14 protein-coding genes are annotated in these 15532 nt (G+C 65.0%); 7 read left to right on the forward strand and 7 right to left on the reverse strand.

The features are described 5' to 3' along the window. Positions 1-126: 126 nt before the first annotated feature. Positions 127-504, reverse strand: coding sequence for a hypothetical protein (locus ABIB99_RS24010; RefSeq protein ID WP_063985842.1), 378 nt, complete (start codon positions 502-504; stop codon positions 127-129). 227 nt (positions 505-731) lie between these two features. On the opposite strand from ABIB99_RS24010, the gene ABIB99_RS24015 reads away from it, so the two are divergent. The 6 genes from ABIB99_RS24015 to ABIB99_RS24040 all read left to right on the forward strand — a co-directional run bounded on the left by ABIB99_RS24015 (position 732) and on the right by ABIB99_RS24040 (position 8359). Beyond that, positions 732-1781: an ABC transporter substrate-binding protein gene (locus ABIB99_RS24015; protein WP_354177714.1), complete on the forward strand. Its 1050-nt coding sequence runs from the start codon at positions 732-734 to the stop codon at positions 1779-1781. Positions 1782-1872: 91 nt separating this feature from the next. After that, the gene (locus tag ABIB99_RS24020) at positions 1873-3669 is read left to right on the forward strand and encodes a glucan ABC transporter ATP-binding protein/ permease (protein WP_063985844.1); all 1797 of its coding nucleotides are present in this window, start codon (positions 1873-1875) and stop codon (positions 3667-3669) included. A gap of 176 nt (positions 3670-3845) precedes the next feature. Continuing rightward, the gene (locus ABIB99_RS24025) at positions 3846-5315 is read left to right on the forward strand and encodes a D-alanyl-D-alanine carboxypeptidase family protein (RefSeq protein WP_354177715.1); all 1470 of its coding nucleotides are present in this window, start codon (positions 3846-3848) and stop codon (positions 5313-5315) included. Between the two features lie 191 nt (positions 5316-5506). After that, positions 5507-7192 (forward strand): long-chain fatty acid--CoA ligase, encoded by a 1686-nt coding sequence (locus ABIB99_RS24030; RefSeq protein WP_085400957.1) that lies wholly within the window; start codon positions 5507-5509, stop codon positions 7190-7192. A 30-nt stretch (positions 7193-7222) separates the two neighbouring features. After that, positions 7223-7777, forward strand: coding sequence for a DUF924 family protein (locus ABIB99_RS24035; RefSeq protein ID WP_354177716.1), 555 nt, complete (start codon positions 7223-7225; stop codon positions 7775-7777). Positions 7778-7873: 96 nt separating this feature from the next. After that, a complete protein-coding gene (locus tag ABIB99_RS24040) occupies positions 7874-8359 on the forward strand; it encodes a peroxiredoxin (protein ID WP_007597501.1) in 486 nt (161 codons plus the stop codon). 155 nt (positions 8360-8514) lie between these two features. Here ABIB99_RS24040 and rnhA read toward each other — a convergent pair whose 3' ends face one another. Genes rnhA through ispH form a run of 3 tightly spaced genes read right to left on the reverse strand, consistent with a single transcriptional unit; the run spans position 8515 to position 10934 of the window. Further along, positions 8515-8979, reverse strand: coding sequence for a ribonuclease HI (rnhA, locus tag ABIB99_RS24045; RefSeq protein ID WP_354177717.1), 465 nt, complete (start codon positions 8977-8979; stop codon positions 8515-8517). Continuing rightward, the gene (locus ABIB99_RS24050; RefSeq protein ID WP_166104226.1) at positions 8976-9959 is read right to left on the reverse strand and encodes a homoserine kinase; all 984 of its coding nucleotides are present in this window, start codon (positions 9957-9959) and stop codon (positions 8976-8978) included. The genes rnhA and ABIB99_RS24050 overlap by 4 nt, the downstream gene beginning before the upstream one ends. A gap of 6 nt (positions 9960-9965) precedes the next feature. Continuing rightward, positions 9966-10934, reverse strand: a complete 969-nt coding sequence (gene ispH / locus ABIB99_RS24055) for a 4-hydroxy-3-methylbut-2-enyl diphosphate reductase (RefSeq protein WP_063985850.1) — start codon at positions 10932-10934, stop codon at positions 9966-9968. Positions 10935-11199: 265 nt separating this feature from the next. Here ispH and ABIB99_RS24060 point away from each other — a divergent pair, with 265 nt between their 5' ends. Beyond that, positions 11200-11895, forward strand: a complete 696-nt coding sequence (locus ABIB99_RS24060; RefSeq protein WP_085400950.1) for a DUF1013 domain-containing protein — start codon at positions 11200-11202, stop codon at positions 11893-11895. A gap of 186 nt (positions 11896-12081) precedes the next feature. Here the strand turns inward: ABIB99_RS24060 and ABIB99_RS24065 are convergent, their stop codons facing one another. From ABIB99_RS24065 to ABIB99_RS24075, 3 genes are all read right to left on the reverse strand, one after another. Further along, entirely contained in the window at positions 12082-12828 is a 747-nt protein-coding gene (locus ABIB99_RS24065; protein WP_247313474.1) for an OmpW/AlkL family protein, read from the reverse strand. A gap of 181 nt (positions 12829-13009) precedes the next feature. Next, positions 13010-13279: a hypothetical protein gene (locus ABIB99_RS24070; protein ID WP_354177718.1), complete on the reverse strand. Its 270-nt coding sequence runs from the start codon at positions 13277-13279 to the stop codon at positions 13010-13012. Between the two features lie 304 nt (positions 13280-13583). Further along, complete coding sequence (locus ABIB99_RS24075) at positions 13584-15494, reverse strand: propionyl-CoA synthetase (protein WP_354177719.1); 1911 nt, start codon at positions 15492-15494, stop codon at positions 13584-13586. Between the last annotated feature and the right edge of the window lie 38 nt (positions 15495-15532).

The raw sequence follows: 15532 nt of genomic DNA on the forward strand, positions 1-15532 counted from the left end.
AAAACTACCCTAAACCAATGGCGAGCGCGTTAACGCGCAGGGTTAAAAGCGAAAAACAGGCCGCCGCGGCAAGCGCGACGGCCTGTTGTGGTCAAGACTTGGTAGCCAGGGACTTGGTAGCCAAGGCTAGTAGCAGTTCTGCATGTAGCCCTGGCCACAGAGCTCCGACGGAGCCGTGCCGCCATAGCGCTGATATTGGTAGTTCGGGCCCGGGCCGTAGTAAGGACCGTAGGCGGGGCCACTGTAATAGGCAGGGCCGCCGTAATAGCCATAACCCGGACCCGGACCGTAATCATAAGCGTAGGCGTCACGGGTCGCAGCGATCGCAAGGCCGGTGCCGACGATGCCGGCGATGGCCGCAGCAGCCGCTACGCCGCCACCACCGCCATGCCAGTGGCGGCCGCCTGCGTATGAGGCGGTCGGGGCGACCGCGGTCAGCGCCAGCACCGCGGCGGTGGCAAAGACGGCCTTGCGGCCGGCAAATCTCGAAAATCGGTCAAACATGTCCTGGACCCTCCTTGGGACCTCGAATGGTGCCTGACGACAGGCTCATGTCCTTCAAACACCCGCAGCCCATGTTGGGTTCCCGAACCCCAACAGAAGCTGAACGGGGTTGCGTCATGATCACGCAACCCCCGCTCATCCGCCGTTCATGTTGGCGCGCGCAGGCTCGTCGCTGGCCGGCGCTGCGAGCGTCACGAAACCACAACAATGCGGGACCGGCGCGCCTGATGTTTGCATTCAAGACGATCGCCCTTCGCGGCCTGCTGGCCATTGCAATCTCGCTTGCCGCGCTGGCTGCGCGCGACGTCAGCGCGGCCGAGACTGCTGCGCCGTCCACTGCGATCCACTTCACATTCGATCGTCCTGTCGATGCGAGCATGGCGCCGTTCTTCCTCGCCGCGAAGGACGGCAATTTCGGCGCCGAGCGTCTCAACGTGTCCTTCAAGAGCGCTGCCGGATCGCCGGAGGCGCTCGCGCGCGTCGCCAAGGGCGACAGCGAACTCGCGCTCGTCGACATCAACGAGCTGATCCGCTTTCGCGACAAGGACGATGCCGCGCCGGTCAAAGCCGTGTTCGTGTTGTTCAGTCGCGCGCCTTACGCGATCGTCGCGCGCAGGAGCCGCGGCATTCACTTGCTGCCCGACCTCGACGGCAAGACCGTCGGCGTCGCCGACGGCGATCTGTCGATGCGGCTGTGGCCGGCGCTGGCGCTGCAGAACGGCATCAACGCGTCGCAAGTGAAATTCCACAAGATCAGCGCCGCAGTCCGCGAGCCGCTCCTCTCCGCGGGCCAGGTCGATGCCGTCGCCGGCTTCAGCTATCTCTCGGCGGTGAACCTGCGCGACCGCGGCGTGCCCGGCGGCGATCTCGTGGTACTCCGCTATGCCGACTATGGCTGCGAGGCCTACGGCTTCGCCGTGGTGGCCAACCCCGCTTTCGCCGCCGCGAAACCCGACGCCGTGAAGGGATTCGTCCGCGCATTGATCGCCGGCGTCAACGCGACCGTCAAAGAGCCGGCCCGTGCGGCGGACGAAGCCGCGAGCCGGATCGACGACGGCGACCGCGACCTCGAGCGGGAACGCCTGCGCAGCGTGCTCATCGACAACATCCTGACCGACGAGGTCAAGCGCAACGGTCTCGGCGGCATCGACCCGGCGCGCCTGGACCGCTCGATCGACCAGATCGCGCAGGATTTCAAATTCCGCAAACGGCCGGCGGCGGGCGATATCTTCGACGACCGGTTCCTGCCGCCGGTCGCGGGACGGCTGATCAACTGAGCAAAACCAGCAGCTTCCGCTGTATCTCGCGGGCGATCCCTGATTAGAATATGGGCTCACCTCGTTCGATCCGCCTGAGTTCCTCGCCCGCATGTCCATTTTCAGCCTCTACACCCGCGTTCTCGAGCTGCTCGGCAAGGAGGCGCGGCTGGGCTGGCTGCTGGCGTTCGCCAATCTGCTGCTCGCCGCCTCGCAGTTCGCGGAACCCGTGCTGTTCGGCCGGATCGTCGACGTGCTCTCCGGCAAGGCGGTCGCCGGGTCGAATTCGGCCTGGCCGTTCCTGCTGGCCTGGGTGGCGTTCGGACTGTTCACCATCGGCTGCAGCGCGATCGTGGCGTTGCAGGCCGACCGGCTCTCGCACCGCCAGCGCCAGGCGGTGCTGACTGACTATTTCGAGCACATTTTGCAACTGCCGCTGACCTTCCACTCAGGCACCCATTCGGGCCGGCTGATGAAGGTGATGCTCAACGGCACCGATGCGCTGTGGCGATTGTGGCTCGGCTTCTTTCGCGAGCACTTTGCCGCGATCCTGTCGGTCGTGGTGCTGCTGCCGCTGTCGCTCTACCTGAACTGGCGGCTCGCGATCCTGCTGTTCGTGCTCTGCATCGTCTTCACCGTGCTGACCACCTTCGTCGTGCGCAAGACCTTCGGCATGCAGATGGCGGTCGAGGAGCAATATAGCGAGCTCTCCGCGCGCGCCTCCGACGCGCTCGGCAACGTCGCGCTGGTGCAGAGCTTCGTGCGCGTCGAATCCGAGGTGAAGGGACTGCGCTCCGTCGCCGACGAGCTGCTGGCCGCGCAGATGCCGGTGCTGTCGTGGTGGGCGCTCGTCACCGTCATCACGCGCGCCTCCACGACGATCACAGTGCTCGCGATCTTCGCGCTCGGCATCGCGCTGCACGACCAGGGGCTCACCTCCGTCGGCGAGATCGTGATGTTCGTGAGCTTCGCGACGCTGCTGATCCAGAAGCTCGAGCAGGTCGTGAGCTTCATCAACAACGTGTTCATGGAAGCCCCGCGGCTGCGCGAGTTCTTCAACGTGCTCGACGCCGTGCCCACGGTGCACGACCGGCCCGACGCGATCGATGCCGGGCGGCTCTCCGGCCTCGTCGAATTCAACGACGTCACCTTCTCCTATGACGGCAAGCGGCCGGCGGTCGAGGACCTCTCCTTCACCGCGCTGCCCGGCCAGACCATCGCGCTGGTCGGCGCGACCGGCGCCGGCAAGTCGACTGCGATCGCGCTTCTGCATCGCGCCTTCGATCCGCAGTCGGGCTTCATCAGGATCGACGGCATGGACGTCCGCGGCGTGACGCTGACGTCGCTGCGCCGGAACATCGGCGTGGTGTTCCAGGAGGCGCTGCTGTTCAACCGCTCGATCGCGGAGAATTTGCACGTCGGCAAGCCGGATGCGACCGAAGCCGAGATGCGCAAGGCCGCGGAGCGCGCGCAGGCGCTCGAATTCATCGAGCGCAGCGGCGGCTTCGAGACCAATGCCGGCGAGCGCGGCCGCATGCTCTCCGGCGGCGAGCGGCAGCGGCTGTCGATCGCCCGCGCGCTGCTGAAGGATCCGCCGATCCTGATCCTGGACGAGGCCACCAGCGCGCTCGACGCTGTCACCGAGGCCAAGGTGAACGCCGCTCTCGACGAAGTGATGAAGGGACGCACCACGTTCGTGATCGCCCACCGTCTCTCCACCATCCGCAATGCCACGCGGATCCTGGTGTTCGAGAACGGCCGCGTGATCGAAAGCGGAACTTTCGATGAACTCGTGGCCAAAGGCGGCCATTTTGCCGAACTCGCCAGGGCCCAGTTCATGGTTCAGGAAAATGCACGGGCCAGCGTGACGGCCGCTGAGGCTGCGGCGACTGCGGTCAAGTCCCCATAGCATCGTCGAAATTCGGCCTATTTCATCGCGGAATACCCGGCCGAAACCCCTATTCTCGACGCACGAGCCGGTATAGGTTTGCGACGCCGCAAGCGGCGGCGCCGGATTTCAGAACCGAACATCAGATCACGAGAGCCGACCGGAACCGGCGGGTCTCCAAGGACCGGAATCGGATAGTGCACGCCCTTCGCCCGCTGCTTCGCAAGTCCCTGTTCAACCTGTTCGCTGCGGCCTTCGCATCCGCGGTGCTGCTTGCGCCGCACACGGCCAGCGCCGAAGCACTGCTACTGATCGAAGCCGACAGCGGCAAGGTGCTGCAGGCCGAGAACGCGACCATCCCGTGGTATCCGGCCTCCGTCACCAAAATCATGACGGCCTACGTGACGCTGAAGGCGGTGAAGGACGGCAGGCTCACGCTCGACACGCTGATCACGGTGTCGCCGACGGCGGCTTCGCAATCGCCGTCGAAGATGGGGTTCCGTCCGGGAACGCAGCTCACCGTCGACAACGCGCTGAAGATGATGATGGTGAAGTCGGCGAACGACATGGCCGTGGTGCTCGCCGAAGGCGTCGGCGGCTCGATCGACGGCTTCTCGGCGATGATGAACGACACCGCGCAGAAGCTCGGCATGACGCAGACGAGCTACGTCAATCCGAACGGCCTGCCCGCCGACGGCCAGATCACGTCCGCGCGCGACCTCGGCATTCTCGCGCGCTCGTTCCTGCGCGACCTGCCGGAATACGAATACTTCGTGCACATCCCGGCGATCCGCTTCGGCAAGCGCGTCACCGGCAATTTCAACAAGCTGATCGGCCGCTACCCCGGCGCCGACGGTTTCAAGACCGGCTTCATCTGCGCCTCCGGCTACAATCTCGTGGCGTCGGCCACGCGCAACGGCCGCCGGCTGATCGCCGTCGTGCTCGGCGCCAACTCCGGCACTGCGCGTGCCGTGAAGGCGGCGCAGCTGCTCGAGCGCGGCTTCAGCCAGGACAACCTCACCTGGCTCCGCCCCTCGCTCGGCACCGTCGACAGGCTGGTGCCGGTCGACGCCTCGCCGCCGAACCTGCGCGAGGACATGTGCGGCGGTCATCGCAAGCGGCCGGCCAGCGACGATGACGACGCGCTGATCGCCACCAATGGCGGCACGTCCGGATCGGCCTCCGCCACCGGCGGCGAAGCCCAGGTGACCTTCTTCACCGCGGGCCTTCAGCCGCCCCTGATGAAGGCCTCCGAGCTGATGGCCACGGCGCCCGCGGCGGCCGAGCCCGTGCTGGTCTATACCGGCCCGACCCGCACCGGCACTGCCCTGATCGCGGCGGTCGCGGCCGATGCCGACCAGCAGGCCACGCCAAAGCCGCGTGGCAAGAAGTCGCGCGTCGCCAGGAAGCCCGACGCGACCGACAAGCCAGCCGACAAGCCGAAGGATGCCAAGACGGCGGCGGCAAAGCCGGCTGCCGCCAAGCCTGACGCCAAGAGCGATACCAAGTCCGCTGCGAAGCCGGCCGGGACCAAGCATGCCGCGGCCAAGCACGATGCGGCGGCGAAACCCGCCGAGAAGCCTGCGGCAGGCGGCGATCAGGCGGCCAAGCCCGCCAAGCCCAAGGCCGCGACCAAGCCCGCCGCCAAGCCGGCCAACAACAGTTAACGGCACCCATCGCAAGCCGCGCCCGCGCTTCGCACCTGCGGCAGAGCGGCTTGCGACAATTCCAGTAGCCACTCCCTGACCTTTGTCCTAAGCCTCGACCGGCTTGCCACCCGTTCCGGCAGGCTCGATACTGGCCGCAATGAGGCAAGCCCGAGACACAACGGGCTCTGGTAAATTGAGGGGAGTTTTCCATGGAGCGCATCTGGCTCAAGCAATATCCGCCCGGCGTCCCTGCTGATATCGAGCCGACCCAATACGCATCGCTGGTCGACCTTCTGGAGGAGAGCTTCGCCAAGTTCGCCGACCGCAAGGCATTCATCTGCATGGACAAGGCGATCAGCTATCGCGACCTCGACCAGATGTCGCTGGCGCTCGCCTCCTATTTACAGGGCCGTGGCCTGCAACGTGGCGCCCGCGTCGCGATCATGATGCCGAACGTGCTGCAATATCCGGTCGCGACCGCTGCCGTGCTGCGCGCCGGTTTCGCGGTGGTCAACGTCAACCCGCTCTACACGCCGCGCGAGCTCGAGCATCAGCTCAAGGATTCCGGCGCCGAAGCCATCATCGTGCTGGAGAATTTCGCGCACACGGTCGAGCAGGTGATCGCGAAGACGCAAGTCAAGCATGTCATCGTCGGCAGCATGGGCGACCTGCTCGGCTTCAAGGGCATGATCGTCAACGTCGTCGTCCGCCGCGTCAAGAAGATGGTGCCGGCCTGGTCGCTGCCAGGCGCGGTGTCCTTCAACGACGCGGTATCGGCCGGCCGCAGCCTGACGTTCAACAAGCCGAAGCTGTCGCCGGGCGACGTCGCCTTCCTGCAATATACCGGCGGCACCACCGGCGTCTCCAAGGGCGCCACCCTGCTCCACCGCAACATCGTCGCCAACGTGCTGCAGAACGACGCCTGGCTCCAGCCGGCACTCGCCGCGCCGCCGCATGTCGATCAGCTGATGATCGTCTGCGCGCTGCCGCTCTATCACATCTTCGCGCTGACGGCCTGCTACCTGCTCGCGGTGCGCGCCGGCGGCTGCAATCTGCTGATCCCCAATCCGCGCGACATCGCGGGCTTCGTCAAGGAGCTGGCGAAGTACCAGGTCAACAGCTTCCCGGCCGTGAACACGCTCTACAACGGGTTGATGCACCATCCCGACTTCAAGAAGCTCGACTTCTCCAAGCTGAAGATCTCGAACGGCGGCGGCATGGCGGTGCAGCGCCCCGTCGCCGAGCAGTGGAAGGCGGTGACCGGCTGCTTCATCGCCGAAGGCTACGGCCTCTCGGAGACCTCGCCGACACTGACCTGCAATCCCGCGACCACGACCGAGTTCTCGGGATCGATCGGCATCCCCGTGCCTTCGACCTGGATCTCGATCCGCGACGACGACGGCAACGAAGTCCCGCTCGGCCAGCCCGGCGAGATCTGCGCCAAGGGCCCGCAGGTGATGTCGGGCTACTGGAACAGGCCGGAAGAGACCGACAAGGTGATGACCGCCGACGGCTATTTCCGCACCGGCGACATCGGCGTGATGGACGAGAAGGGCTACACCAAGATCGTCGACCGCAAGAAGGACATGATCCTGGTCTCGGGCTTCAACGTCTATCCGAACGAGATCGAGGAAGTGATCGCGAGCAATCCGGGCGTGCTCGAATGCGCCGTGATCGGCATCCCCGATTCCAAGTCGGGCGAGGCGGTGAAGGCGTTCGTGGTGAAGAAGGATCCCAACCTCACCGCGGAAGCCGTGATCAAGTTCTGTCAGGAGCAGCTCACCGGCTACAAGGTGCCCAAGCACATCGAATTCCGCACCGACCTGCCGAAGACCAATGTCGGCAAGATCCTGCGCCGGCAGCTCCGCGACGAGAAGAAGGCGGAGGCGGCGTAAGCCGCGCCTTGGTTCATGACTCTTGGGTTCATGACTGACGGCGGTGACATCACGCCATCAGGCATTCTCGCCTTCTGGCGCGAGGCCGGCCGCGAGCGCTGGTACAAGCGCAGCGACGCTTTCGACGCGGAGGTCAGGCGTCGCTTTCTTCCGCTATGGAAGCGGGCGACCGCCGGCGAGCTGGCCTCCTGGGAAGAAAGCGACGAGGGCGCGCTCGCGCTCGTCATCGCGCTCGACCAGTTTCCCCGCAACATGTTTCGCGGCACGCCGGAAGCCTTTGCCAGCGACGCGCCGGCGCGCGACGTCGCCCGCCGCGCCATCGCGCGGGGCGTCGATCGCAGGATCGATCCCATCCTGCTCGAATTCCTCTATCTGCCCTTCATGCATTCCGAGCACCTGCCCGACCAGTTGCATTGCGTCGCGCTGTTTCAGAACACCGACAATGCCGAGAACCTGAAATACGCGCGGGAGCACGCCGACATCATCCAGCGGTTCGGCCGCTTTCCCCACCGCAACCGCCTGCTCGACCGCGATACCACCGAGGAAGAACGGGCCTTCCTCGAAGGCGGCGGTTTTGCCGGCTGATGACAGAACGGTGAAGGACCACGACCCTCGCCGCCAATGTTGTGCAGCGCCGCCGCACGGTCTAAAAAGCGGGACCGATTTTCAGGGAGACTGACGATGGCGATCCAGACTGGCGACAAGCTGCCCGAGGCGAAATTCCGCGTGATGACGGCCGAAGGTCCGCAGGTGAAGACCACCGACGACATCTTCAAGGGCAAGAAGGTGGCGCTGTTCGCAGTGCCCGGCGCCTACACCGGCACCTGCCACAAGATGCATCTGCCGAGCATCTTCCTCAACGCCTATGCCATGAAGGACAAGGGCGTCGACACCATCGCCATCGTCTCCGTCAACGACGCTTTCGTCATGAACGCGTGGAAGCGCGATACCGACCAGCGCGACGAGGCGATCTTCCTCGCCGACGGCAATGCCGACTTCGCCAAGGCGATCGGCATGGAGCTGGACGCCTCCGGCAACGGCCTCGGCATCCGCTCCAAGCGCTATTCGATGCTGGTCGAGGACGGCGTGGTGAAGAAGCTGAACCTCGAAGCGATGCCCGGCAAGGTCGAAGTCTCCGGCGGCGATACGCTGCTGGGGCAGCTGTAGGCTTAGGCCAGAGCTCCTTCCAAGCGGGAAGTGCCGTAGGGTGGGCAAAGGCGCGTCAGCGCCGTGCCCACCATCTTTCCTTGATTGAGAAGAAGCCGTGGGCACGCTTCGCTTTGCCCACCCTACGAAACCGGGCGACGCCGACAGCGCGTCGCCTATTCCGCCACCCGCGTCTGCGTCCTCGCCTTCACGATCCCGTCCCGCGCGAGTTGATCCGCGCGCTCGTTCTCGGGATGCCCGGCGTGGCCCTTGACCCAGTGCCAGCGGACCTCGTGCTGCTTCAGCGCCGCATCGAGGCGCTGCCATAGCTCGACATTCTTCACCGGCTTCTTGTCGGCGGTGCGCCAGCCGTTGCGCTTCCAGCCGTGGATCCAGCCGGTGATGCCCTGCCGTACATACTGGCTGTCAGTATAGAGATCGACGGTGCACGGCTTCTTCAGCGCTTCGAGCGCGGAGATCGCCGCCATCAATTCCATCTGGTTGTTGGTGGTGTGGCGTTCGCCGCCGTTCAGCTCTTTTTCCTTGTCGCCGAACTTCAGGATCGCGCCCCAGCCGCCGGGCCCGGGATTTCCCGAGCAGGCGCCGTCGGTATAGATCGTGACAATGGGAAGCTCGCTCACGCGACCAGTCCTGACGGCATCAGCCCGTAGTCGCGCACACTGGAAACGCTCTGGTGGAAGCGCAGCTTGCGAAAATATTCCAGCGGGTCCTTGGGCTTGACCAGCGCCCCCGGAGGCACGTTGAGCCAGTCGACCAGCCGCGTCAGCAGGAAGCGGATCGCGGCGCCGCGCGCAAGCAGCGGCAGCGCGGCTTCTTCCGCCTCGGAGAGTTTTCGCACCCGGCCATAGGCATTGAGGAAGGCGCGCGCCTTGGTGACGTTGAACGAATGGTCCGGCTCGAAACACCAGGCATTCAGGCAGATCGCGACGTCATAGGCCAGCATGTCGTTGCAGGCGAAGGTGAAGTCGATGATGCCGGAGAGCTTGTCGCCGAGGAAGAAGACGTTGTCGTTGAAGAGATCGGCGTGGATCACGCCCTCCGGCAGATTGCTCGGCCAGACCCCGCTCGAGAGATAGTCGAGCTCGGCGGCGAGAAACGCATGCAGGCCCGGCTGGACCTCATCGGCGCGGCTTGCCGCCGCGTCGAACAGCGGCCGCCAGCCGGAGACCGACAGCGCATTGCCACGCTTGATCGCAAAATTGGCGCCGGCCAGATGCATCCTGGCCAGTCCCTCGCCGACGCCGGCGCAATGGGCCACGTTCGGCTTGCGCGGCCAGACGCCTTCGAGAAAGGTGATGATCGCGGCCGGCCGGCCCGACAGCTCGCGCAGCGCCTCGCCGTCCCTGGCCTTCACCGGCAGCGGGCAGGTGACGCCGTGCTCGGCGAGATGGGTCATCAGCGCGAGGAAGAACGGCAGGTCGTTCTTCGCCACGCGCTTCTCATAGAGCGTGAGGATGAACGAGCCCTTGCTGGTGTGCAGCAGGAAGTTGGTGTTTTCGACGCCCTCGGCGATGCCCTTGTAGGAGAGCAACTCGCCAAGATCGTATGGCTTCAGGAAATCCGCAAGCTCGTCGGCGGCAACGTCGGTGTAGACCGCCATAAAAGTCTACTCGGCGGCGGCTTCGGGACGCACCTGGCGCGGCAGCGGGAAGAACTCGTTCTCTTCCGCGGCCGAGACCGTCTCCACATGCAGCGTGTAGCGCTCGGCGAACGCATCCATGATCTCCTCGACGATCACTTCCGGCGCGGACGCGCCCGCGGTGATGCCGAGGCTCTTGATGTTGCCAAACCTGGTCCAGTCGATGTCGGTGGCGCGCTGCGCCAGTACCGCGATCCCGCAGCCTTCGCGCTCAGCGACCTCACGCAGGCGCTGCGAATTCGACGAGTTCGGCGCACCGACCACAATCAGGGCGTCGACCACCGGCGCCACCTTCTTCACCGCGAGCTGGCGGTTGGTGGTGGCGTAGCAGATGTCTTCCTTGTGCGGGCCGTTGATGTTCGGGAAACGCTCCTTGAGCAGCGCCACGATCTCCGCGGTGTCGTCGATCGACAGCGTGGTCTGCGTCACGAAGGCGATGTTGTCGGGGTTCTTCGGGACGATGGTCTTGGCGTCCTCGGCGGTCTCGATCAGGGTCACGGCGCCGACCGGAAGCTGGCCGAGCGTGCCGACCACTTCGGGGTGGTGGGAATGGCCGATCAGGAAGATCTCGCGGCCACGCTTGAAGTGGATCGCGGCCTCGCGGTGCACCTTGGTCACCAGCGGGCAGGTCGCATCCAGCGAGAACAAATTGCGGGAGGTGGCGTCGGCCGGGACCGATTTCGGCACGCCATGGGCCGAGAACACCACCGGCGCGGTGGTGTTTTCCGGGATTTCGGCGAGCTCTTCGACGAAGATCGCGCCCTTCTTCTTCAACCCGTCGACGACGTATTTGTTGTGCACAATCTCGTGGCGAACATAGACGGGGGCGCCGTATTTATCGAGCGCCCGTTCCACGGTGTCGATCGCCCGGACCACCCCGGCGCAGAAGCCGCGGGGAGAACAAAGCACGATCTTGAGGTCTGGTTTGGCTGACATTGAGCGATCTCGGGACCGAATCACCCGTTTCGCCTTCTGGCGGGGGCGGTCAATGGATGGAATAGGGCTTAAAGGGGTCTGCTAGGACTTTACAGGCGCTTCCAAGGGAATTGGGCCCCCTTTCGGGCTCTGTCAAGGCACTATCTATAGCAGAACCATTGCGTGGCTAGCCCCTCAGGGCTTATATAGCGCGAATTCCCTGTCATCGCTGATGACCACCGGTTTCGCCTCCAGAGGGGTGGGCGAAGCACAAAGGAGATTTGCCATGAGCAACGCACCTCTGATGCCCAAGGCGACCGCCGTCTGGCTGCTCGACAACACCGCGCTGACCTTCGACCAGGTCGCCGATTTCACCAAGATGCATCCCCTCGAGGTGCGTGCGATCGCCGATGGCGACGCTGCCCAGGGCATCAAGGGCATGGACCCCCTCTCCAACGGCCAGCTGACCCGCGAGGAGATCGAGAAGGGCGAGAAGAACCCGGATTACCGGCTCCGCCTTCAGGAGAGCAAGGTCGTGCTGCCGCCCCAGCCCAAGCGCAAGGGCCCGCGCTACACCCCGGTCTCCCGCCGCCACGAGCGCCCGAGCGCCATCCTCTGGCTGCTGCGCAGCCATCCAGAGCTCAAGGACGCCCAGATCATGCGCCTGGTCGGCACCACCAAGAGCACCATCGCCAGCGTTCGCGACCGCACCCACTGGAACACCTCCCAGCTGACCCCGATCGACCCGGTGACCCTTGGCCTTTGCTCGCAGATCGAGCTCGATTTCGAAGTGGCGCGCGCGGCGAAGGAAAAGCCGATCGACACAGCCTATGGCGGCGCCACCCTGCTGCCGGCCTCCGAGACCACCAAGAAGGACGAGTTCGAGCCGGCGGAGCGATCGAACGACGATCTCAACGTCGACGCCGTGTTCGCCAAGCTGAAGACGCTCGGTGGCAAGAAGCAGGACGAGGAGGAGGAGTAAGGCTCCCCTCTCAATTCGTCATCGAACGCAATTTGAACGCGGCAGGGAAACCTGCCGCGTTCTTGTTTTGCGGAGACCCTCGCGATCGGCACAGATGCAGCCACACGCAAGCTGCAGTCCCCTCCCTCGCAAGGGGGGAGGGAGCGCAGGGTCAACCGCGGCCACAGCTCGTCTTCAAACAACGCGTCAAAACTTGTACGTCACACCGCCACCGACCAGCCACGGATCGATATGCGCGGTGCCTGTGACCGGCAGGCCGCTGACGGTCGCTGAGTAATCCGGCCGCAGCCAGAGCTTCTTGACGTCGACGTTGAGACCCCAGTGCCGGTCGAGCATGTAGTCAAAGCCGAACTGCACGGCGCCGCCCCAGGCGTTGCTGACGTGCACGCTGGTGGTGGTGGCAACGATCGCGGGCGGACCGACGATGGCGGCTGGCGTATTGGCAGCCGAATTGTTGAAGAACACGGTGTAGTTCACGCCGGCGCCGATATACGGCTTGAACGCGCCGAAATTGTCGAAGTGATATTGCAAGGTCAGCGTCGGCGGCAGCAGCGTGGTCTTGCCGATCGGCAGGTTCGCGAGCGAGCCGTTGCCGCTGATCGAGTGCCTGGTCACGCCGAGGATCAGCTCGGCCGCGATGTTCTTGGTGAAGAAATAGCTGATGTCGAGCTCGGGCACGACCTGGTCGCTGATCGAGAGCCCGGAATTCGGCGACGACAGCGACGGCACGCCTGCGACATTGACGGTTGAGCCACCGGCATCCGGCAACACGCCAAGCACGCGCAGACGCACCATCCACGGATTGAACGCTTCTACCGGCGGCGGTGCCTTCTTATAGACAGGCAGATCGGCCGCCTGCACCGAGCCAAAAGTCCCCACGAGCATCGCGCCAACCGTCGCAAGCCGCGCCAGGTTTTTTGTCGTTCCGTTCATTGCATTCCCCTTCAGCCATCTCTCGCGCGTCGTTGCGCGACATCAGCGTCAGAGCAGAAAGGGGATGGTGATGGATTTGACGCCGATCAAATCAGGACTGACGCGACACGATTTGGTTGTGGCGTTGCCGATGTGTCACGAGAAACGCGAATAAATGCGCAGGATAATTCCGTAGCCGATGTCACGGCCGCTCGGGATGGTTCAGCATGTACTCGCCGAGATCGCGCTGACGGCGGTCGGACCGGGCGGTGGCAGCGTTGCGCTGGACGTCGCGGTCCTTGCGGCAGGCCACGTATTCGGGTGAGCCCTGCGCATAGCCGCGACTCTGACAGACCGCGTCGTCATCGTCACCGCCCACCGCCACCGGCGTCTGGTAGCGCGCGGAGCAGGCGGAGACAGCGACGGCGAGCAGCACGGCGACAAGCAGGCGCGGCGCGGTGGCGAGTGGCATACGAGGTCCCCTGTTGGCCGGCCCTGTTTAGCCCGGAATGAGGAGATTGTAAGTCCCTGGACGCCGTTCCCCACGCGCTGTCGTTCCCCGCGACCCGGCTACGCCAAGGCTTCGCCGGGGTTGAGGTCCAGGGGCGCCGAAGCTTTAGCGTAGGCGGCAGGCGGGGAATCCAGTACTCCGCGGCGGTCATTGGGTCACACAACTCCGGCCGCGGGGCACTGGATCACCCGCTTTCGCGGGTGATGACAGCAGAGGTTGGGGCGGCAGCGTCGCACCTCATTGGCACGACGACCCGAGCGTAACCTCACACCCTGCCCTTCAGCGCCTCGCCGATCTCGTCCAGCACCTTGGGATCCTCGATCGTGGCCGGCATGGTCCAGGCTTCGCCATCGGCGATCTTCTTGATGGTGCCGCGCAGGATCTTCCCCGAGCGCGTTTTGGGCAGGCGGCCGACGGTGATGGCGAGCTTGAAGGCGGCGACGGGGCCGAGCCTGTCGCGCACCAGCGCGACGATCTCCTTCTCGATCTCCGCAGGCGCGCGCTTCACGCCGGCCTTGAGCACCAGGAAGCCGCAGGGCACCTCGCCCTTGATCGCGTCCTTGACGCCGAGCACGGCGCATTCGGCGACATCCGGATGCGAGGCCAGAATCTCCTCCATGCCGCCGGTGGAGAGCCTGTGGCCGGCGACATTGATGATGTCGTCGGTGCGGCCCATCACGAAGACATAGCCGTCCTCATCCTTGTAGCCGGCGTCCGAGGTTTTGTAGTAGCCGGGGAATTCAGTGAGGTAGGCGTCCTTGAAGCGCGCGTCCTGATTCCACAACGTCGGCAGGCACCCCGGCGGCATCGGCAGCTTGATGACGATCGAGCCCATGGTGTTGGGGCCGACGGGCTTTGCGGCTTCGTCGACGACGTCGACCTGGTAGCCCGGCATCGGCACCGTCGGCGAGCCATGCTTCACCGGCAGCATGCCGAGACCGACCGGATTGCCGGCGATGCACCAGCCCGTCTCGGTCTGCCACCAATGGTCGATCACCGGCACCTTCAACTGCTGCTCCGCCCATTCCACCGTCGGCGGATCGGCACGCTCGCCGGCGAGGAACAGCGTGCGGAATTGCGACAGGTCGTATTGCCGGATGAACTTTCCTTCCGGATCCTCTTTGCGGATCGCGCGGAACGCCGTCGGTGCCGTGAAGAAGGCGACCGCCTTGTGCTCGCTGATGACGCGCCAGAACGCGCCGGCATCGGGCGTGCCGATTGGCTTGCCCTCGTACATGATCGACGTCGCACCATGCAGCAGCGGGCCATAGATGATGTAGCTGTGGCCGACCACCCAGCCGATGTCGGAGCCACACCACCAGACCTCGCCCGGCTTGACGCCATAGAGATTGAACATCGACCATTTCACCGCGACGAGATGGCCGCCATTGTCGCGCACGACGCCCTTGGGGATACCGGTGGTGCCTGAGGTGTAGAGGATGTAGAGCGGATCGGTGGCGGCGACAGGCACGCAAGGGGCTTTCTTGCCGTCGTTCATCGCCTTGCGGCGCAGGCTCGCCCAATCGTAGTCGCGGCCGGGCGTGAGGTCGCAGATGTGCTGGGGACGTTGCAGCACGATGCAGGCCGTCGGCTTCGTGCCCGCAAGCTTGATCGCCTCGTCGAGCAGTGGCTTGTACTGCACGATCCGGCCGGGCTCGATGCCGCAGCTCGCGGAGAGGATGAGCTTCGGCTGCGCGTCGTCGATGCGGGTGGCGAGCTCCTTGGCGGCAAAGCCGCCGAACACAACCGAGTGCACCGCGCCAATGCGCGCGCAGGCGAGCATCGCGACCACCGCCTCCGGCACCATCGGCATATAGAGGATGACACGATCGCCCTTGGCGACGCCAAAATCCTGCATGATGGCAGCGAGCGCCTGCACCTCACCCAATAGCTCGGCATAGGTGAACTTGGTGACCGAGCCCGTAAGCGGCGAATCATGGATCAGCGCGACCTGGTCGGCGCGGCCGCGTTCGACATGGCGGTCGAGCGCGTTGTAGCAGGTGTTGACGACGCCCCCCATGAACCAGCGGCCGTAGACGCCCTGCGAGGCATCGAAGATCGTCTTTGGCGGCTCGATCCAGTCGATCTCCGTGGCCGCCTCGGCCCAGAAGCCCTGGGGATCAGCCAGCGAGCGCGCATGGACCTCGTGATAGAGGCTCGTTCCCTTGACGTTCATTCCCGCGCTCCCATCCCTTTGTTCGCCTGGCCTTGACC

The sequence above is a fragment of the Bradyrhizobium sp. LA6.1 genome, from assembly GCF_040547805.1.
GTDB classification, from domain to species: domain Bacteria; phylum Pseudomonadota; class Alphaproteobacteria; order Rhizobiales; family Xanthobacteraceae; genus Bradyrhizobium; species Bradyrhizobium barranii.